The sequence below is a fragment of the Enterobacter sp. YSU genome, from assembly GCF_016082135.1.
Classification (GTDB): Bacteria; Pseudomonadota; Gammaproteobacteria; order Enterobacterales; family Enterobacteriaceae; genus Enterobacter; species Enterobacter hormaechei_C.
Genome location: NZ_CP059487.1, coordinates 2,048,406 through 2,069,377 on the forward strand (window position 1 = coordinate 2,048,406; position 20,972 = coordinate 2,069,377).

Below are 20,972 nucleotides of genomic sequence, written 5' to 3' on the forward strand. Positions count from 1 at the left end.
TTGAGTACATTAACGCTAGTTTTGACAGCAGTGGGCTCCGTATTGCTGCTGCTGTTTTTAGTGATGAAGGCGCGTATGCACGCCTTTGTGGCTTTGATGGTGGTTTCTATTGGTGCCGGTCTCTTTTCCGGCATGCCGCTCGACAAAATCGCGGCGACGATGGAAAAAGGGATGGGCGGCACGCTCGGCTTCCTGGCCATTGTGGTGGCGCTGGGCGCGATGTTTGGCAAGATTTTGCACGAGACGGGCGCGGTCGATCAGATTGCGGTCAAGATGCTGAAATCCTTCGGGCACAGCCGTGCGCACTACGCGATTGGTCTGGCCGGTCTGATTTGCGCGCTGCCGCTGTTCTTTGAAGTGGCCGTTGTGCTCCTGATTAGCGTGGCGTTCTCCATGGCGCGGCATACTGGTACCAACCTCGTGAAGCTGGTCATTCCGCTGTTTGCGGGCGTGGCGGCGGCGGCGGCGTTCCTGCTGCCGGGGCCTGCGCCGATGCTGCTGGCCTCCCAGATGCATGCTGACTTTGGCTGGATGATCCTGATTGGCCTGTGCGCGGCAATTCCGGGGATGATTATCGCCGGTCCGCTGTGGGGCAACTTCATCAGCCGTTACGTTGAGCTGCACATTCCGGATGACATCTCTGAGCCGCACCTGGGCGAGGGAAAAATGCCGTCCTTCGGCTTCAGCCTGTCGCTGATCCTGCTGCCGCTGGTGCTGGTGGGCCTGAAAACCATCGCTGCGCGCTTTGTGCCGGTGGGGTCAACCGCTTACGAATGGTTCGAATTTATTGGTCATCCGTTCACCGCGATCCTGGTGGCGTGTCTGGTAGCAATTTACGGCCTGGCGATGCGTCAGGGCATGCCGAAAGACCGCGTGATGGAGATCTGTGGTGCCGCGCTGCAACCGGCGGGGATTATCCTGCTGGTGATCGGGGCGGGCGGCGTGTTTAAGCAGGTGCTGGTGGATTCCGGCGTTGGTCCGGCGCTGGGCGAAGCGCTGACCGGGATGGGGCTGCCGATTGCAGTCACCTGTTTCGTGCTGGCCGCGGCGGTACGTATCATTCAGGGCTCCGCGACCGTAGCGTGCTTAACCGCCGTGGGTCTGGTAATGCCGGTGATTGAACAGCTGAACTACTCCGGTGCGCAGATGGCGGCGCTCTCTATCTGTATCGCGGGTGGCTCGATTGTGGTTTCTCACGTGAACGACGCGGGCTTCTGGCTGTTCGGTAAATTTACCGGCGCAACCGAAGCGCAAACCCTTAAAACCTGGACGCTGATGGAAACCATCCTCGGCACGACGGGTGCGGTTGTCGGGATGATTGCGTTTACGCTGCTGAGCTAATCCCGGTTTTCTCCCTCTCCCCGTGGGAGAGGGCTGGGGTGAGGGCATCAGGCCGCAGAGGGCGTATTTTGTCGGGTGGCGGCTTCGCCTTACCCGATCTACAAAAAACTTAGGTCCCGTAGGCCGGGTAAGCGCAAGCGCCACCCGGCTTTTTTACAGCGGCACGATGCCTTCCTTTGTGCGCAACCAGCGCGGCGCTTTCAGCGTATCACTGTAAAACCCCACTAAATCCTGCAACAAATCTCCTGCGACTCTTTCATCGCTCGCCGAGAGCGTTCGAGCCAACAGCATTTGCGTTAGCAACTGGCAATACCGTCCTAACTGATCCACTTCCGGCTCGAAGACCGGCACGTCCAGCGGCAGGTCATCCACCGTCAGGCTGGCTTTTAGATATTCCGGAACAGGTTCAAGCAGCGTGGGCTGGAGCAGGGCGAGGCAGGCGGAAAGCCGTCCGCATAGCGCCATCTTTTGTGCTGAATCGTCACATTCAACCAGCACGTCTACGAATCGCTCGCAGTTGTCTGCCAGTTCGGTGAAATCGGTAGTGTGATCGAACGGGGTAGTAAATAAAGTGTGAGAAAAGTTAGGGGGAGTAGTCATAAGACAGCCTCTAATGAGTTGAGTTGACCATCTTTGGAGGGACCAACCTCACTGGTGATGGACTGAACGGAGTTGGTCCTACCGGCCTCATCAGCTACCGGCGCGCCTTGCGGCGCCACCGTCCAGCCCACCATTGAAGTGTAACTGACTGCGCGATAAAAAGAGATTCATCGCGGATGAGGATAACAGGGGACCAACCCTGACGCCTGATTTTGCAGGCGCGGCAAGAAGATACTGCGTTAGGGGCGGAGTGGCAAGAGAGGCTCTGGAAGGCGGCTCGCAAAACGAATGAATATTTTTAATGGTAGAGGCATCAGGTCCCGTAGGCCGGGTAAGCGCAAGCGCCACCCGGCTTTTTTACATCTTCACCCTTTCATCCATGCCCGGATCCCGTCCAGGAACATCTGCGTCGCCATCATCACCAGAATCAGCCCCATCAGGCGCTCCAGGGCGTTTACCCCTTTCTCACCCAGCAGGCGCAGGAACAGCGACGACTGCAACAGGATAATAAACGTCCCGCCCCAGGCGATCAGCAGGGCAATCACCAGATGGCTCATCTGATTCGGATACTGATGCGACAGCAGCATCAGCGTCGCCAGAATCGTTGGCCCGGCGACCAGCGGAATTGCCAGCGGCACGATAAACGGCTCTTCACCCGCAGGCAGGCCGCTGCTGCTGCCCTCCGCGCTCGGGAAAATCATCTTAATAGCAATCAGGAACAAAATGATCCCGCCGGAAATGGAGACCGTTTCGGCGCGTAAGTTCAGGAAAGCGAGGATTTTTTCACCGGCGAACAGGAAGATAAACATCACCAGCAGGGCGATGAGCAGCTCGCGGATCATGATCGCCCGGCGGCGCTTCGGCTCGGTATGCTTCAGCACCGACATGAAGATCGGCAGATTACCGAGCGGATCCATAATCAGGATCAATAAAACCGCTGCGGAAATGATTTCACTCATCTTAAATTATCCCTGATACTTATTGTGGTCATTGCGATGATTAGCACTTTTTCTGATTGCCGGGCAATCATCGATTAATTTCGCTTGCGACTTTGGCAGCATTTTGTAATGTGAAGCATACCCCAGTTCAATACTGGCTTGCACAATCAGCACACACCCCTTGCAGGAAAAAAATGCTATGAAAAACGTTGGTTTTATCGGCTGGCGCGGTATGGTCGGCTCTGTACTCATGCAACGCATGGTTGAAGAGCGCGATTTCGACGCCATCCGCCCGGTCTTCTTCTCCACTTCCCAGCTCGGCCAGGCTGCACCGTCCTTTGGGGGTACCACAGGCACGTTGCAGGATGCTTACGATCTGGAAGCGCTGAAGGCACTCGACATTATTGTGACCTGCCAGGGCGGCGATTATACCAACGAAATCTATCCGAAGCTGCGTGAAAGCGGCTGGCAGGGCTACTGGATTGATGCGGCCTCTTCGCTTCGCATGAAAGACGATGCCATCATTATTCTTGACCCGGTTAACCAGGGCGTCATCACCGACGGCCTGAACAACGGCGTGAAAACCTTTGTTGGCGGTAACTGCACCGTCAGCCTGATGCTGATGTCCCTCGGCGGCCTGTTCGCACAGGATCTGGTGGAGTGGGTCTCCGTGGCGACCTACCAGGCGGCGTCCGGCGGCGGCGCGCGTCATATGCGTGAGCTGCTGACCCAGATGGGCCAGCTGCACCAGAGCGTCGCTGCCGAGCTGGCAGACCCGGCGTCCGCCATCCTCGACATCGAGCGTAAAGTCACTCAGCTCACCCGCAGCGGCGAGCTGCCGGTGGATAACTTTGGCGTACCGCTGGCCGGTGGCCTGATCCCGTGGATCGACAAACAGCTGGATAACGGCCAGACCCGCGAAGAGTGGAAGGGCCAGGCTGAGACCAACAAAATCCTCGGCACCGCGAACACCATTCCGGTTGACGGTCTGTGCGTGCGTATCGGCGCGCTGCGCTGCCACAGCCAGGCCTTTACCATTAAACTGAAAAAAGATGTGTCTATTCCGACCGTGGAAGAGCTGCTGGCCGCACACAACCCGTGGGCGAAAGTGGTGCCAAACGATCGCGATATCACCATGCGAGAACTGACCCCGGCAGCCGTTACCGGCACGCTGACCACCCCGGTTGGTCGTCTGCGCAAGCTGAACATGGGGCCGGAGTACCTCTCCGCGTTCACCGTTGGCGATCAGCTGCTGTGGGGTGCAGCCGAGCCGCTGCGCCGCATGCTGCGCCAGCTGGCGTAATAATTTGTTAAACACGGGGGGTGATTGTCACCCCCTTTTTTTGCGTACTACATGGAGTAAAACGCAGATGTCTTATTTTTTATCAGGAGGACCCACGACGTTGGCTATGCTTTAAGGAAGATTTATTTCTCACCTGAGGGTAGGGCGGAGCAGAGAGGATTAACTGCACCGTTTAGGTCACATTAAAAGTCGTCCCGGAGCGCGTAAAAAGGGCGACATAAAAAAACAGGATGAACACCATGTCCGATCGTATTTCGAGAGACGTGATTAATGCGCTTATTGCGGGTCACTTTGCCGACCCCTTTTCTGTGCTAGGGATGCACCGTACAGAGGCCGGACTGGAAGTTCGGGCGCTTTTACCGGATGCAACAGAAGTGTGGGTTATCGAACCCAAAACCGGCCGCAAGGTGGGTAATCTGGAATGCCTCGACTCGCGTGGCTTCTTCTCGGGCGTCATGCCCCGCCGTAAAAATCCTTTTCGTTATCAGCTTGCCGTTATCTGGCACGGTCAGCAAAACCTGATTGACGATCCCTATAGCTTCGGCCCGCTCTTAAAAGAGATGGACGCCTGGCTGCTGTCCGAAGGGACCCATTTACGCCCCTACGAAACGCTGGGTGCCCATGCGGATACCATGGACGGTATCACCGGCACGCGTTTTGCCGTATGGGCGCCAAACGCCCAGCGCGTCTCCGTCGTCGGGCAGTTCAACTACTGGGACGGTCGTCGTCACCCCATGCGCCTGCGCCGGGAAACCGGCATCTGGGAGCTGTTTATCCCCGGCGCGCACAACGGTCAGCTCTACAAATTCGAGATGATCGATGCCAACGGCAAGCTGCGCATTAAATCCGACCCGTACGCCTTTGAGGCAGAGCTACGCCCGAATACCGCATCGCTGATTTGCGGCCTGCCGGAGAAGGTTGTCCAGAGTGAGGAGCGCAAGCAGGCCAACCGCTTTGATGCGCCAATCTCCGTCTATGAAGTGCATCTCGGCTCGTGGCGTCGCCACACCGATAACAACTTCTGGCTGAGCTATCGCGAGCTGGCGGACCAGCTGGTGCCGTACGCCAAATGGATGGGCTTTACCCATCTGGAGCTGCTGCCGATCAACGAACACCCATTTGACGGCAGCTGGGGCTATCAGCCAACCGGGCTGTATGCGCCCACGCGCCGCTTCGGCACGCGCGATGACTTCCGCTATTTCATCGATGCCGCGCACGCCGCCGGGCTGAACGTGATCCTCGACTGGGTGCCGGGCCACTTCCCGTCGGATGATTTTGCGCTGGCAGAGTTCGACGGCACAAAGCTGTACGAGCACAGCGACCCGCGCGAAGGCTATCACCAGGACTGGAATACGCTGATCTATAACTACGGTCGCCGTGAGGTATCGAACTACCTGGTCGGGAACGCGCTGTACTGGATCGAACGTTTCGGCATTGATGCCCTGCGCGTGGATGCGGTGGCGTCGATGATCTACCGCGACTACAGCCGCAAAGAGGGGGAGTGGATCCCGAACGAGTATGGTGGCCGTGAAAACCTCGAAGCGATTGAGTTTCTGCGCAACACCAACCGGATTATCGGCGAGCAGGTGGAAGGCGCTGTGACCATGGCGGAAGAGTCCACCGACTTCCCGGGCGTTTCCCGTCCACCGGCAATGGGTGGTCTGGGCTTCTGGTACAAATGGAACCTCGGCTGGATGCACGATACGCTCGACTACATGAAGCTCGACCCGGTTTATCGTCAGTATCACCACGATAAGCTTACCTTCGGGTTGCTCTATAACTACACCGAAAACTTCATGCTGCCGCTGTCGCACGATGAAGTGGTGCACGGCAAGAAATCCATTCTCGACCGCATGCCGGGGGACGCGTGGCAGAAGTTTGCCAACCTGCGCGCTTACTACGGCTGGCTGTTTGCTTTCCCGGGTAAAAAGCTGCTGTTTATGGGCAACGAGTTCGCTCAGGGCCGCGAATGGAACCACGATAGCAGCCTTGACTGGCATCTGCTGGAAGGTGCGGACAACTGGCACCACGGCGTACAGCGTCTGGTCCGTGACCTGAACCTGACTTATCGCCACCACAAAGCGCTGCACGAGCTGGACTTCGATCCGTACGGCTTTGAGTGGCTGGTGGTGGACGACCACGAGCGCTCGGTGTTTGTCTTTGTGCGCCGCGACAAAGCGGGTAACGAGATCATCGTCGCCAGCAACTTCACGCCGGTGCCGCGCGAACACTACCGCTTCGGCATTAACCAGCCGGGCAAATGGCGCGAAATTCTCAATACCGACTCCATGCACTACCACGGCAGCAACGCCGGTAACGGTGGCCTGGTGCAGAGCGATGCCATTGAAAGCCACGGCCGTCCGAACTCCCTGAGCCTGACGCTGCCGCCGCTTGGCACAATCTGGCTGGTGCGGGAGGGTGAATGACGCAGCTTACGGCAGGTAAACCCGAACCGCTCGGGGCGAGTTTTGACGGAAAGGGGGTGAACTTCACGCTCTTTTCCGCCCATGCGGAGCGGGTGGAACTCTGTGTGTTTGACGGGGAAGGTAACGAGCACCGTTACGATTTACCGGCGCGCACGGGGGATACCTGGCATGGCTACCTGGCCGGAGGACGGCCGGGGATGCACTACGGTTTTCGCGTACACGGCCCCTGGGAGCCCTCTCAGGGGCACTGGTTTAACCCGGCGAAGCTGCTGATTGACCCGTGCGCGCACCGCGTGGACGGTGAATTTAAAGATGACTCGCTGTTCCACGTTGGCTACGGCGAACCTGACCACCGCGACAGCGCGCCCGTCGCGCCCAAAAGCGTGGTGGTGCACGATCTCTACGACTGGGAAGACGATGCCCCGCCGCGCACGCCGTGGGGCAACACCGTTATTTATGAAGCCCACGTTAAAGGGCTGACATATCTGCACCCGTCAATCCCTAAAGAGATGCGCGGCACCTACAAAGCGCTTGGGCTTCCGACGATGGTCGCGTACCTGAAGCACTTAGGGATCACCGCGCTGGAGCTGTTGCCCGTGGCGCATTTCGCCAGCGAGCCGCGGCTACAGCGTCTTGGGTTAAGCAACTACTGGGGCTACAACCCGCTGGCGATGTTCGCCCTCGACCCGCGCTACGCGGTGCAGCCGGAGAAGGCACGGGATGAGTTTCGCGATGCGGTGAAGGCGCTTCACGCGGCGGGTATCGAGGTCATTCTGGACGTGGTGCTGAACCACAGTGCGGAAAGCGATCTTGACGGCCCGACGCTCTCACAGCGCGGAATCGATAACCGTAGCTATTATTGGATCAGGGACGACGGCGATTACGAGAACTGGACCGGGTGCGGTAACACCCTCAACCTCAGTCATCCGGCCGTTACGCATTACGCGTACGAGTGCCTAAAATACTGGGTTGAGACGTTCCACGTGGACGGTTTTCGCTTCGACCTGGCGCCGGTGATGGGGCGCACCCCGGCGTTCAGCCAGCAGGCGCCGCTGTTTGAGGCCATCAAAAACTGCCCGGTGCTCTCAAAGGTTAAGCTGATCGCGGAGCCCTGGGACATCGGAGAGGGCGGTTATCAGGTGGGGAATTTCCCGCCGCTGTTTGCCGAGTGGAACGACCACTTCCGCGATGCCATCCGCCGCTTCTGGCTGACGCGCGATCTATCGCTGGGGGAGTTTGCCGGTCGCTTTGCCGGCTCCAGCGATCTCTTCAAGCGTGACGGCAAACGTCCGTCGGCCACCATTAACCTGCTGACGGCACACGACGGTTTTACGCTGCGCGACTGCGTTTGTTTCAATCAGAAACACAATGAGGCAAACGGCGAGGAGAATCGCGATGGGACTAACAATAACCATAGCTTCAACCATGGTATAGAAGGGTTAGGCGGAAGTCTGGATGTGATCGAGCGGCGACGCGCCAGCGTTCATGCGCTGCTGACGACGCTTTTGTTGTCGCAGGGCACGCCGATGCTGCTAGCGGGCGATGAGCACGGCCACAGCCAGCACGGCAACAACAACGCCTATTGCCAGGACAACACCCTGACCTGGCTCGACTGGGGAGAAGCGAACAGCGGACTGACCCATTTCACCGCGGCGCTGATCCATCTTCGCCAGCGCATCCCCGCGCTCACCGCCGACCGCTGGTGGGAAGAGGGCGACGGAAACGTTCGCTGGCTGAATAAAGACGCGCAACCGTTAAGCGCGCAAGAGTGGCAACACGGCATACCCTGTCTGCAAATCCTGCTTTCGGATGCGTGGCTGGTGACGCTGAACGCGACGGATGACGTCGCAGAGATTGTTTTACCTGACGGGGAATGGCGAGCCATTCCTCCCTTTGCCGGAGCGGATAATCCGGTTGTTATGGCTGTCTGGCACGGGCCTGCGCACGGAGTGTGCGTATTCCAAAGATGATAAAAAAGGAGTTAGTCATGGTTAGATTAGAGAAGAACGATCCGTTAATGTTGGCGCGCCAGCTACCATTAAAAACAGTTGCCCTGATACTCGCGGGCGGGCGTGGTACCCGTCTGAAAGATTTGACCATCAAGCGCGCCAAACCGGCCGTTCACTTTGGTGGTAAGTTCCGTATTATCGATTTTGCACTTTCCAACTGCCTGAACTCAGGCATTCGCCGTATTGGCGTCATTACCCAGTATCAGTCGCACACGCTGGTGCAGCACATTCAGCGCGGCTGGTCATTCTTCAGCGAAGAGATGAACGAATTTGTCGATCTGCTCCCGGCGCAGCAGCGCGTTCACGGGGAGAACTGGTACCGCGGCACGGCGGATGCCGTGACCCAGAACCTCGACATCATTCGTCGCTACAGCGCGGAATACATCGTCATCCTCGCCGGGGACCACATCTACAAGCAAGATTACTCCCACATGCTGATCGACCACGTCGAAAAAGGGGCGCGCTGCACCGTGGCGTGTCTGCCGGTGCCTGTTGCGGAAGCAACCGCGTTTGGCGTGATGCATGTAGATGGCGACGACAAGATTATCGACTTTGTCGAAAAACCGGCGAACCCGCCAACCATGCCGGGCGACGACACCAAATCGCTCGCCAGCATGGGGATCTATGTCTTTGATGCCGATTATCTTTATGAACTGCTGGAAGAGGACGACAAAGACGAAAACTCCAGCCACGACTTCGGTAAAGACATCATCCCGAAAATTACCAAAGCTGGCATGGCGTATGCACATCCCTTCCCGCTGTCCTGCGTGCAGTCCGATCCGAATGCGGAGCCTTACTGGCGCGATGTGGGAACGCTGGAAGCCTACTGGAAAGCCAACCTCGATCTGGCGTCCGTCACGCCTGAGCTGGATATGTACGACCAGAACTGGCCGATTCGCACGCATATGGAATCGTTGCCGCCGGCGAAGTTCGTTCAGGATCGCTCCGGCAGCCACGGCATGACGCTCAACTCGCTGGTCTCTGGCGGTTGCATTATCTCCGGTTCGGTGGTGGTGCAGTCCGTGCTGTTCCCGCGCGTGCGTATAAACTCATTCTGTAATATCGATTCGGCAGTTCTGCTGCCGGATGTCTGGGTAGGGCGCTCATGTCGTCTGCGTCGCTGCGTTATCGATCGTGCCTGCATCATTCCCGAAGGGATGGTGATTGGGGAAAACGCGGAAGAAGATGCGCGTCGTTTCTACCGTTCGGAAGAGGGGATCGTGTTAGTAACACGGGAAATGTTGCGGAAGCTGCAAATCAAACAGGAGCGATGATGCAGGTTTTACACGTATGTTCTGAGATGTTCCCGTTGTTAAAAACGGGCGGCCTGGCGGATGTTCTTGGTGCATTACCAGCGGCGCAAATCGCCGGAGGGGTGGATACCCGCGTGTTGTTGCCCGCTTTTCCGGATATCCGGCGCGGTATTCCCGATGCAAAGGTTGTTACCCGTCGCGAGACCTTCGCGGGACGTATCACCCTGCTGTTTGGACATTACAATGGCGTAGGGATTTACCTGATTGATGCCCCGCATTTATACGATCGACCCGGCAGCCCGTATCACGATACCAACCTGTACGCCTATACCGATAACGTGATGCGCTTTGCCCTGCTCGGCTGGGTGGGGGCGGAAATGGCCGTCGGACTGGATCCGTTCTGGCGTCCGAACGTGGTGCACGCGCATGACTGGCATGCGGGGCTGGCTCCTGCGTATCTGGCGGCGAAGGGGCACCCGGCCAAATCGGTGTTTACGGTGCACAACCTGGCGTATCAGGGCATGTATTACGCGCATCATATGAATGACATCGATCTGCCATGGTCGTTCTTTAACATGCACGGACTGGAGTTTAACGGACAGATTTCGTTCCTGAAGGCGGGTCTGTACTACGCCGACCACATCACGGCGGTCAGCCCAACCTACGCGCGGGAAATTACCCAGCCGGAGTTCGGTTACGGTATGGAAGGGCTACTGCAACAGCGCCACCGTGAAGGTCGCCTGTCGGGCATTCTGAACGGCGTGGATGAACAGATCTGGAATCCGGAAACGGACCTCCTGCTGGCGGCGCGCTATGGTCGCGACTCCGTGGAGGACAAAGCGGAGAACAAGCGCCAGCTACAGATTGCGATGGGGCTGAAGGTCAACGACAAGGTGCCGCTGTTTGCGGTGGTCAGCCGCCTGACCAGCCAGAAAGGGCTGGATCTGGTGCTGGAAGCGCTGCCGGGATTACTGGAGCAGGGCGGCCAGCTGGCGCTGCTCGGCGCGGGCGACCCGGTATTGCAGGAAGGTTTCCTCGCGGCCGCGGCGGAACATCCGGGGCAGGTGGGCGTGCAGATTGGCTATCACGAAGCGTTCTCGCACCGCATCATGGGCGGCGCGGACGTGATTCTGGTGCCGAGCCGCTTCGAGCCCTGCGGCCTGACGCAGCTCTATGGTCTGAAATACGGCACGTTGCCGCTGGTACGCCGCACGGGCGGGCTGGCGGATACGGTGTCTGACAGCTCCCTGGAAAACCTGGCGGACGGTATCGCCAGCGGGTTTGTTTTCGAGGACAGTAATGCCTGGTCGCTGCTTCGGGCGATCCGGCGTGCTTTCGTCTTGTGGTCCCGTCCATCCCTGTGGCGTTACGTACAACGTCAGGCGATGTCCATGGACTTTGGCTGGCACGTTGCGGCGCAGTCCTACCGCGACCTTTATCAACGCTTGATGTAACGAGGCGAAGTTACTGATATGAATGCTCCATTTAGCTACTCTTCCCCCACGCTCAGCGTTGAGGCGTTGAAACACTCCATCGCCTATAAGCTGATGTTTACCATTGGGAAAGATCCCGTTATTGCCAACAAACATGAGTGGCTGAACGCCACGCTGTTTGCGGTGCGTGACCGTATGGTCGAACGCTGGCTGCGCTCCAACCGCGCCCAGCTTTCGCAGGAGACGCGACAGGTGTATTACCTGTCGATGGAGTTTCTGATTGGTCGCACCCTCTCCAATGCGCTGTTATCGCTCGGGATTTATGACGACGTCAAAAACGCACTTGAAGAGATGGGGCTGGATTTAGAAGAGCTGATTGACGAAGAGAACGACCCGGGGCTGGGTAACGGTGGTCTCGGGCGTCTTGCCGCCTGTTTCCTCGATTCACTGGCGACGCTGGCGCTGCCCGGGCGCGGCTACGGTATTCGCTACGACTACGGTATGTTCAAGCAGAACATCGTGGATGGTCGTCAGAAAGAGTCTCCAGACTACTGGCTGGAGTACGGTAACCCGTGGGAGTTCAAGCGCCACAACACGCGCTACAAGGTGCGTTTTGGCGGGCGTATTCAGCAGGAAGGGAAAAAATCCCGCTGGGTGGAAACCGAGGAGATCCTCGCCGTGGCCTATGACCAGATCATCCCCGGCTACGACACCGATGCGACCAATACGCTGCGCCTGTGGAACGCGCAGGCCAGTAGCGAGATCAACCTGGGTAAATTCAACCAGGGTGACTACTTCGCGGCGGTGGAAGATAAAAACCACTCCGAGAATGTGTCACGCGTCCTGTATCCGGATGACTCGACCTACTCAGGCCGCGAGCTGCGCCTGCGTCAGGAGTATTTCCTCGTCTCGGCAACGATTCAGGATATCCTTAGCCGTCACTATCAGCTGCACAAAACCTATGCGAATCTGGCGGAAAAAACCGCCATTCACCTCAACGATACCCATCCGGTGCTGTCGATCCCTGAGCTGATGCGCCTGCTGATTGACGAGCATAAGTTCAGCTGGGATGACGCGTTTGAAGTAACCTGCCAGGTGTTCTCGTACACCAACCATACGCTGATGAGCGAAGCGCTGGAGACGTGGCCGGTGGATATGCTCGGCAAAATTCTGCCGCGCCATCTGCAAATCATCTTCGAGATCAACGACTACTTCCTCAAGACCTTGCAGGAGCAGTACCCGAACGATACCGGTCTGCTGAGCCGCGCCTCGATCATTGATGAATCCAACGGGCGTCGCGTACGCATGGCCTGGCTGGCGGTGGTGATCAGCCACAAGGTGAACGGCGTGTCAGAGCTGCACTCGAACCTGATGGTGCAGTCCCTGTTTGCGGACTTTGCGAAGATCTTCCCGACGCGTTTCTGCAACGTGACCAACGGCGTCACCCCGCGCCGCTGGCTGGCGCTGGCGAACCAGCCGCTCTCCGACGTTCTGGATGAGAACATTGGCCGCACCTGGCGCACCGATTTGAGCCAGCTGAGCGAGCTGGAGCAGCACATTGATTTCCCGACGGTGAATAAAGCGGTACGGGAAGCCAAGCTGCTGAACAAGAAGCGTCTGGCGGTCTGGCTGGCGATGCATCTGAACGTGGTGGCGAACCCGAAAGCGCTGTTCGACGTGCAGATCAAACGTATCCACGAGTACAAGCGTCAGCTGATGAATGTCCTGCACGTTATTACCCACTACAACCGCATTAAGGCTGACCCGACGGCGGAGTGGGTGCCGCGCGTGAAAATCTTTGCCGGTAAGGCGGCGTCCGCGTACTACATGGCGAAGCACATCATTCATCTCATCAACGATGTGGCGAAGGTGGTGAACCACGATCCGGACATTGGCGATAAGCTGAAGGTCGTGTTTATCCCGAACTACAGCGTAAGCCTGGCGCAGCTGATTATTCCGGCGGCGGATCTCTCTGAGCAGATTTCCACGGCGGGGACGGAAGCATCCGGCACCAGTAACATGAAGTTTGCCCTGAACGGCGCGCTGACTATCGGCACGCTGGACGGCGCAAATGTCGAAATGCTGGAGCATGTGGGCGCGGAGAATATCTTTATTTTCGGGAATACGGCGGAAGAGGTGGAGGCGCTGCGCAAGCAGGGCTACTCGCCGCGTGAGTATTATGAAGAGGATGAAGAGTTACGCCAGGTGCTGACGCAAATCGCCACCGGCGTGTTTAACCCTGAGGAGCCCGGACGCTATCGCGATCTGGTGGACTCGCTGATTAACTTTGGCGATCACTATCAGGTGCTGGCGGATTACCGCAGCTACGTGGATTGTCAGGATAAGGTGGACGAACTGTACCGTCAGCAGGAGAAGTGGACCAGCGCCGCGATGCATAACATCGCCAACATGGGGTACTTCTCGTCGGACAGGACCATCAAAGAGTATGCCGAGAATATCTGGCATATTGATCCGGTGCGGTTGTAAAAACAAAGCCCGGTGGCGCTGCGCTTACCGGGCCTACGGGATCGAGTAGGCCGGGTAAGGCGGAGCCGCCACCCGGCTTTTTTTCAATTACGACGCCAACGACAATTCACGCTTTCCCGCATGCTGCTGCAACCATTGCGCCACGCGAGACTGCTGCTCGGCATTCAGCCACATCCCTTCTTTAGTACGACGCCAGATAGCATCGTCCAGACGGCGCACCCACTCGTGTTCCACCAGGTAGCGCAGTTCCGCTTCGTACAGCTCATGGCCAAAATGTTCGCCCAGATCGGCAATCTCTTTCGCCTCGCCGAGGAACAGTTCGGTGTTGCTGCCGTAGGTACGGGCATAGTGGCGCGCCATTCCTTCGGTAATGAACGGGAAGCGGCGACGCAGCTTCGCGGCGTAATCGTCGCGGTTATCGCCGATATCGCCGCCAGGCAGCACGGCGCCTTTCGTCCACGCCGGGCCGATGCCTTTGTAATACGGCGCCAGTTTCTCCAGCGCGTGCTCCGCCAGTTTACGGTAGGTGGTGAGCTTACCGCCAAATACCGACAGCAGGGGCGCCTGACCGTTCACGTCATGAATATCAAGCGTATAGTCACGGGTGATGGCCTGCGGTGAGTCAGACTCGTCATCACACAGCGGACGCACGCCGGAGTAGGTCCAGACCACGTCATCGCGCGCCAGCTGTTTCTTAAAGTGCGCGTTGTACACTTTCAACAGATAGCTGACTTCACTCTCGTCGATCTCAACGTTTTTCGGATCGCCTTTGTACTCTACGTCGGTGGTGCCGATGATGGAGAACTCGTCCATCCACGGGATCACAAACACAATGCGCTTGTCTTCATTTTGCAGGATATAAGCCTGTTTCTGGGTATGCACGCGCGGCACCACAATGTGGCTGCCCTTGATCAGGCGGATGCCGTACGGAGAAGGCAGGTGCATACCGTCATCGAAGAACTGTTTTACCCACGGGCCGGTGGCATTCACCAGGCCGCGCGCTTTCCAGCTAAACTTCTCACCGGTATCCACGTCTTCCGCTTCCACAATCCACAGGCCGTTTTCGCGGCGTGCGGCGGTCGCGCGGGTACGGGTTTTCACCTCGCCGCCTTTCTTCTCGACCATCTGCGCGTTAGCCAGCACCAGACGCGCATCGTCCACCCAGCAGTCGGAATATTCGAAACCGCGCACGATTTCAGGCTTAAGAACCGACTCTGAGCCAAAACGCAAACCAGTCGAACCCGGCAGGCTGGTGCGTTTACCCAGATGATCGTACATAAAAAGACCAATGCGGATCATCCACGCCGGACGCAGATGCGGGCGATGAGGCAGACGGAAACGCATCGGGATCGCCAGATGCGGAGCCATTTTCAGCAGTACTTCGCGTTCAGCCAGCGCTTCGCTGACCAGGCGAAATTCGTAGTGTTCCAGGTAGCGCAGGCCACCGTGGATCAGCTTGGAGCTGGCGGACGACGTCGCGCAGGCGAGATCGTTAGCTTCCAGCATCAGCACGGATAAACCGCGTCCTGCGGCATCAACCGCAATACCGGCACCGTTGATGCCACCGCCTATCACAATCAGATCTTTGGTTTCCATAACACCCTCATGCACTTTCGTTAAAGCTCAAAAATGTTCGATATCGCTCATAATAGCAAAGGAACGCGCTTTTGGTAACATCAAAAAAACAATTTAGAGTGATATGGATAACATAATGGCGTTTACCCGCCGCCAGGACGTACACTACGGGGTAAAATAGTGCGGTCTGATGCCCTCACCCCAGCCCTCTCCCACGGGGAGAGGGTGATCCGTTTCCCTCTCCCTCCGGGAGAGGGTAGGGTGAGGGGAAAACCGCACCACACCTGAATATAAGATGAGAACACCATGGATCAGTTTGAATGTATTAACGTAGAAGAAGCCCATCAGAAGATGCACCAGGGACAAGCGGTGCTGGTGGATATCCGCGATCCGCAGAGCTTTGCGATGGGCCACACGCCGGGCGCGTTCCATCTCACCAACGACACGCTGGGCGCGTTTATGCGCGATAACGACTTCGATACCCCGGTGATGGTGATGTGCTATCACGGCAACAGCAGTAAAGGCGCGGCGCAGTATCTGCTCCAGCAGGGTTACGACGCGGTGTACAGCGTCGATGGCGGCTTCGATGCCTGGCATCGTCATTTCCCGGCAGAAGTTGAATACGCGTTTGAACGCTGATCCCGCTATACTGTCCCCTTTTGTGTGGAAATAAGCGACCGCTGCCCATGTTGATGATCACCTCTTTTAGCAACCCGCGCGTCGCCCAGGCGTTTGTCGACTATATGGCGACGCAGGGCATTATCCTGACTATTCAGCAGCATACACAGACGGATGTCTGGCTGGCAGACGAAAGCCAGGCCGGCCGCGTGAACGACGAGCTGGCGCGTTTTCTGGAAAACCCGGGCGACCCGCGTTATCTGGCGGCAAGCTGGCAATCCGGCCAGACCGGCAGTGGCCTGCACTATCAACGTTTTCCGTTTCTCGCCACCCTCCGCGAGCGCGCAGGGCCGTTTACGCTGCTTTTGATGACAGCCTGCATCATCGTCTTCATTATTATGAGCGTGGTGGGCGACCAGAGCGTGATGATTGCCCTCGCATGGCCGTACGATCCCTCCCTGCAATTTGACGTCTGGCGCTACTTCACGCATGCGCTGATGCACTTCTCGGTGATGCATATCCTCTTTAACCTGCTGTGGTGGTGGTATCTCGGCGGGGCGGTGGAGAAGCGGCTCGGCAGCGGCAAGCTGATTGTGATCACCCTTATCAGCGCCCTGTTAAGCGGCTACGTGCAGCACAAATTCAGCGGTCCATGGTTTGGCGGGTTATCCGGCGTGGTGTACGCCCTGATGGGTTACGCCTGGCTCAGAGGCGAGCGCGACCCGGATAGTGGCATCTATTTACAACGTGGATTAATAACCTTTGCGTTAATATGGCTTATTGCCGGATGGTTTGATCTGTTTGGTATGTCTATCGCCAATGGTGCGCACGTTACCGGCCTGGCGGTCGGGCTGTCGATGGCGCTGGCCGATACGCTCCATGCGCGAAAACGAACATAATTCCCAGGGATATTTCATGAAACAAACACAACGTCATGACGCCATTATCGAACTGGTAAAAAAACAGGGATACGTCAGTACTGAAGAGCTGGTGGAGCAGTTTGCCGTCAGCCCGCAAACCATCCGTCGTGACCTCAACGACCTGGCCGATCAGAACCGTATTCTGCGTCACCACGGCGGCGCCGCACTGCCGTCCAGCTCGGTGAACACCTCATGGCATGACCGTAAGGCGACGCAAACGGCAGAGAAAGAGCGTATCGCCCGTAAAGTGGCGAGCCAGATCCCGAACGGCGCGACGCTGTTTATTGATATCGGCACCACGCCGGAAGCGGTCGCCCATGCGCTGCTGAACCACGAGAACCTGCGCGTGGTGACCAACAACCTGAACGTGGCCAACACGTTGATGCAGAAAGACGATTTCCGCATCATCCTCGCGGGCGGCGAACTGCGCAGCCGCGACGGGGGCATTATCGGCGAAGCGACCCTCGACTTCATCTCCCAGTTCCGCCTCGACTTCGGCATTCTGGGGATCAGCGGCATCGACAGCGACGGCTCGCTGCTGGAGTTTGATTACCACGAGGTGCGCACCAAGCGCGCGATCATTGAGAACTCACGCCATGTAATGCTGGTGGTGGATCACTCCAAGTTTGGTCGTAATGCGATGGTGAACATGGGCAGCATCAGCATGGTGAATGCGGTCTACACCGACGTGATGCCGCCGGCGGGCGTCATGCAGGTGATTAAAGATAATAATGTGCAGTTAGAGTTGTGTTGAAAAGCCGTTCTCCCTCTCCCTGTGGGAGAGGGCCGGGGTGAGGGCATCAGACCGCAGAGGATCTACACTCCATATCCCATCATCTTCAACAGCTGCTGCGCATGCTGCACCGCATCCTGACGGTGCGCCACGCCCAGCTTCTGATACAGATTGCGAATGTGCGTTTTGATGGTGGTCGCCGCCACCGCCAGCTCACCGGCAATCTGCTCGTTGCTGTAGCCTGAGTAGATCAGCCCCAGCACCTGCCATTCACGCTGGGTGAGCGGGCTGGTGCGGATAAGCTCCGGCACTTCTGGATGGTTCAGCAGACGTTCAACAAAGTTCTCATCGAAGTGCGCAAACTTGTGGCGATGATGCTGGTTAATCTCGCGCAGAATGCGCTGGGCGCGATGCTGATCCAGTTCCGGCAGCGTGTTGAGCTGAATCAGCTGGCGCAGCTGCTGGGCCATCACTTCACCCTCAATCACAAAGTGGCTGATAAACCCGGTGCGGTTCGCCAGCTGTAACGCTTCCAGCAGTACGCGCTGGGCATCGTTTTTACGGCCCGCCTGCCAGTAAAGCTGGTTTAACAGCAGCAGGTTGCGGTTTAAATCGCTCATCAGGCGCAGGCTGCGGGCGTTTTCGTTTAACTCTTCCAGCACAATCTCGGCAGGCTCAAAGTCACCCAGCAGGATCTGCACGCGAGCGATGTTGCGCCACTGGCTTTGCAGGAAGTGGTTATTGGCGAATTCCGGTTTAGGCGTATGACGCAGCCAGTTGGCGGCGGACTTTTTATCGCCGGTCATCTGCCAGTAAATCACCCGGACCTTATCGGCGTTGGATACCCAGTCGCTATGGTACTGCCCGTTGCCGAGCAGGTTTTCCAGGCGGTTAAGATGGTTGCGGGCATTATCCAGGTCGCCGCGCGCCAGCGAGCACTGCACCAGCAGAGCCAGACACTGGAGCTGCTGCTGCGGCTGGAAGCTTGAAAGAACATTCAGACCCTGGCGGGCACAGCTTTCTGCTTCATCCAGACGCGACCATGCCCACAGCAGCTGAGCGCGAATACGCAACAGGAACTCGTGCATCGGCAGCTGTTCCAGATGTTGTTCACGGATCAGCTGGAACGCTTTCTCCTGATTTTCCCAGGCGGCTTGCAGGAATCCCTGAGCAAATAAAATCTCGCTTTGCTGGATCAGGCTCCAGAGGGCGTAATGCCAGACATCGTGGCGGCGCGCCATCTGTTCGGTTTGCTGCATGAGTGAAAGCGAACGCGTGAGATCGCCCTTACAGTGCAGCACTTCGCCGTGTACCGAGGTGGCCACAATACGGCTGTAAAAATTCGCCAGCGGCAGCTCATCCAGCGCGACCATCGCCAGCCGTTCGGCTTCCTCAGGGTCACCGTCGTTAATCGCCACCTGCGCACGCAGGGCGTTAAATTCGCCATGCAGGGTGGTATCCATCTCGCTTTCCATCTCCTGCTCGGCGCGCGCCAGCAGGGTGTTCACTTCGCTGTAGCGATGCTGGCTCTGCATCAGCCAGGCCTGGAGCAGCACCAGACGCGGATTTTCCAGCAGGCTTTCCCACGGCAGCGCTTTTAACGACTCTTCCAGCAGCGTCAGTTCACTGTGGTTGAACAGTCCCCACGCGTGGTTGAGCAGAATATCGCGCAGCATACCGGCATCCCCGGCGGCCAGCGCATGGTGGATAGCCTCGCTCGGGAAACCTTGCGCCATCCAGCTTTCGGCGGCGGCGCGGTGAATGTCAGGCAGCTCTGCGGCCAGTTCCCACTGGCAACGCTGGCGCAGGAAGCTGCCAAACAGCGGATGGTAGCTAAACCATTCGCCGGGATCGTCCATGCGCGTCAGGAACAGACCCTGACGTTCAATCTCTTCGAGCTGAAGCTGCCCGTTTTCAATGCCGGTGACGCGTACAATCAGCGCATCGTTCATGGAACGCAGCAGGGAGCTTTTCAGCAGGAAATGGCGGGTGGAGAGGTCAACGCTGTCGAGTACCTCATCCACCAGATAATCCGACAGGTGGCTGGCGTTGATGCCCGCCAGGCGGCGCGCGGACTGATGCGTCGGGCTGTTGTTTTGCCGCGCGGAGAGGGCAATCAGCTGAAGCGCCGTGGCCCAGCCGGCAACGTCATCGCACAGGCGGCTGCTTTCCGACGCCTCAATCGGAGACGTCAGGCGGCAGTCAAAGAACTGCTTCGCTTCCTGATGGGTAAAGGCCAGCTGCTGACTGCCGATTTCCAGCAGCTGATCGCGCACGCGCAGGTTGGCAATGCCCAACTGCGGAAGGTTACGCGACAGGACAACCAGCGTCAGGTTTTCCGGCTGATGGCGCAGGAAGAAACGCATGGACTCGTGAATAACCGGGTTGGTGATCAGATGATAATCATCAATCACCACATACAGCGGGCGATGCCATTCGGCCAGCTCGATAAACAGCTGGGAGAAAAGAGAGGACAGGCTGGCGTACTGGCGCTTTTGCACCATCACCTCGCTGGTGACGCAGTGTCCGTTGGTTGCCTGCTGAATCGCGGCAATTAAATAGCTGGCAAAACGCTCCTGCTGGTTATCCCCTTCATCCAGGGAGTACCAGCCAAGATCGCTTTTACCTGCCGCCCATTGCGAAATGAGCGTTGTTTTTCCATAACCCGCAGGACTCGTAACCAGCGCCAGTCGGAAATTATGCGCACCGGAAAGTTTAGCCAGCAGGCGCTCGCGGACCACAGTATGGTCAAGACGAACCGGGCGACTTAATTTGGACGGAATCAACATAGTTTTCACTTCACTGTGGGGAACGAGAGAATTTATTTTTTTTGCGCTTCGTAATTAATATCTATAAGTTCGGCCAATAGAGGAACTATTGCAAGTTATGTCTGGGTTTGGAGGCTCTGAATTTGCACTCTGTCACAAAACATTCTCATCACTGATGGAACTTTCCGTAAATGGCTGGATGCCGCGCTGCTTCTGGCTTGTGTGCATAAGTCGCGGTTGCGCTGAAACTGGTTTCAGAAAGAGATAATGACGCTGAAGTTAATTAACTTCGGGGAAAGTTGCATCGGCTTAATAGGGGTGCTGAATAATCGCGACGCGCGGAAATATTATTCTACGTAAGTAATCATTTCAGCGAAGATTAATTTCCTCCGAAACTGCATTTCATTTCTTTGACGCTCTTCCGGGATCGCTTTTTCAGCGAAGCGCACACTCACACAGTGGCCTCGATCACACTTTTATGCTCATCCCCGCTACTCCTCCCTGTCTAATCCCCGACAGGAGGAGGAAGAGGCGCAATGAGCCAGGCACACTAGCGTTAAATGTTTTT

14 protein-coding genes are annotated in these 20,972 nt (G+C 57.4%); 10 read left to right on the top strand and 4 right to left on the bottom strand.

Features of this window, described 5'->3' with window-relative positions:
• Nucleotides 1–1,341 carry a gluconate transporter gene (gene gntU, locus H2Z33_RS09865; protein ID WP_017693851.1) on the top strand — a complete coding sequence of 447 codons (1,341 nt, stop codon included), beginning with the start codon at nt 1–3 and terminating at the stop codon, nt 1,339–1,341.
• Between the two features lie 153 nt (nt 1,342–1,494).
• On the opposite strand, the gene H2Z33_RS09870 is transcribed toward gntU, so the two are convergent.
• On the bottom strand, nt 1,495–1,941 hold the full coding sequence (locus H2Z33_RS09870) for a hypothetical protein (RefSeq protein ID WP_032655370.1): 447 nt from the start codon (nt 1,939–1,941) through the stop codon (nt 1,495–1,497).
• Nucleotides 1,942–2,306: 365 nt separating this feature from the next.
• The gene (yhgN, locus tag H2Z33_RS09875; protein ID WP_003861574.1) at nt 2,307–2,900 is read right to left on the bottom strand and encodes an NAAT family transporter YhgN; all 594 of its coding nucleotides are present in this window, start codon (nt 2,898–2,900) and stop codon (nt 2,307–2,309) included.
• 178 nt (nt 2,901–3,078) lie between these two features.
• Between yhgN and asd the strand changes: the two genes are divergently transcribed.
• The 6 genes from asd to glgP all read left to right on the top strand — a co-directional run bounded on the left by asd (nt 3,079) and on the right by glgP (nt 13,790).
• Nucleotides 3,079–4,182 (top strand): aspartate-semialdehyde dehydrogenase, encoded by a 1,104-nt coding sequence (asd, locus tag H2Z33_RS09880; RefSeq protein ID WP_003861575.1) that lies wholly within the window; start codon nt 3,079–3,081, stop codon nt 4,180–4,182.
• Between the two features lie 239 nt (nt 4,183–4,421).
• Complete coding sequence (gene glgB, locus H2Z33_RS09885; protein ID WP_045328586.1) at nt 4,422–6,608, top strand: 1,4-alpha-glucan branching enzyme; 2,187 nt, start codon at nt 4,422–4,424, stop codon at nt 6,606–6,608.
• Complete coding sequence (gene glgX / locus H2Z33_RS09890; RefSeq protein ID WP_063135389.1) at nt 6,605–8,578, top strand: glycogen debranching protein GlgX; 1,974 nt, start codon at nt 6,605–6,607, stop codon at nt 8,576–8,578. The genes glgB and glgX overlap by 4 nt, the downstream gene beginning before the upstream one ends.
• Nucleotides 8,579–8,595: 17 nt before the next feature.
• Nucleotides 8,596–9,891, top strand: coding sequence for a glucose-1-phosphate adenylyltransferase (gene glgC, locus H2Z33_RS09895; protein WP_017384139.1), 1,296 nt, complete (start codon nt 8,596–8,598; stop codon nt 9,889–9,891).
• The gene (gene glgA / locus H2Z33_RS09900; RefSeq protein ID WP_017384140.1) at nt 9,891–11,324 is read left to right on the top strand and encodes a glycogen synthase GlgA; all 1,434 of its coding nucleotides are present in this window, start codon (nt 9,891–9,893) and stop codon (nt 11,322–11,324) included. Before glgC ends, glgA begins: the two co-directional genes overlap by 1 nt.
• A gap of 18 nt (nt 11,325–11,342) precedes the next feature.
• Nucleotides 11,343–13,790: a glycogen phosphorylase gene (gene glgP / locus H2Z33_RS09905; protein ID WP_032103634.1), complete on the top strand. Its 2,448-nt coding sequence runs from the start codon at nt 11,343–11,345 to the stop codon at nt 13,788–13,790.
• A gap of 87 nt (nt 13,791–13,877) precedes the next feature.
• Here the strand turns inward: glgP and glpD are convergent, their stop codons facing one another.
• Nucleotides 13,878–15,386, bottom strand: coding sequence for a glycerol-3-phosphate dehydrogenase (glpD, locus tag H2Z33_RS09910; RefSeq protein WP_032649735.1), 1,509 nt, complete (start codon nt 15,384–15,386; stop codon nt 13,878–13,880).
• Between the two features lie 285 nt (nt 15,387–15,671).
• On the opposite strand from glpD, the gene glpE reads away from it, so the two are divergent.
• The 3 genes from glpE to H2Z33_RS09925 are packed head-to-tail and all read left to right on the top strand — an operon-like array spanning nt 15,672 to nt 17,657.
• Entirely contained in the window at nt 15,672–16,004 is a 333-nt protein-coding gene (glpE, locus tag H2Z33_RS09915) for a thiosulfate sulfurtransferase GlpE (protein WP_015571452.1), read from the top strand.
• A gap of 47 nt (nt 16,005–16,051) precedes the next feature.
• Nucleotides 16,052–16,882: a rhomboid family intramembrane serine protease GlpG gene (glpG, locus tag H2Z33_RS09920; protein ID WP_063135388.1), complete on the top strand. Its 831-nt coding sequence runs from the start codon at nt 16,052–16,054 to the stop codon at nt 16,880–16,882.
• Nucleotides 16,883–16,898: 16 nt separating this feature from the next.
• Nucleotides 16,899–17,657: a DeoR/GlpR family transcriptional regulator gene (locus H2Z33_RS09925; RefSeq protein ID WP_045142188.1), complete on the top strand. Its 759-nt coding sequence runs from the start codon at nt 16,899–16,901 to the stop codon at nt 17,655–17,657.
• 62 nt (nt 17,658–17,719) lie between these two features.
• Here H2Z33_RS09925 and malT read toward each other — a convergent pair whose 3' ends face one another.
• The gene (gene malT, locus H2Z33_RS09930; protein ID WP_015571449.1) at nt 17,720–20,425 is read right to left on the bottom strand and encodes an HTH-type transcriptional regulator MalT; all 2,706 of its coding nucleotides are present in this window, start codon (nt 20,423–20,425) and stop codon (nt 17,720–17,722) included.
• Between the last annotated feature and the right edge of the window lie 547 nt (nt 20,426–20,972).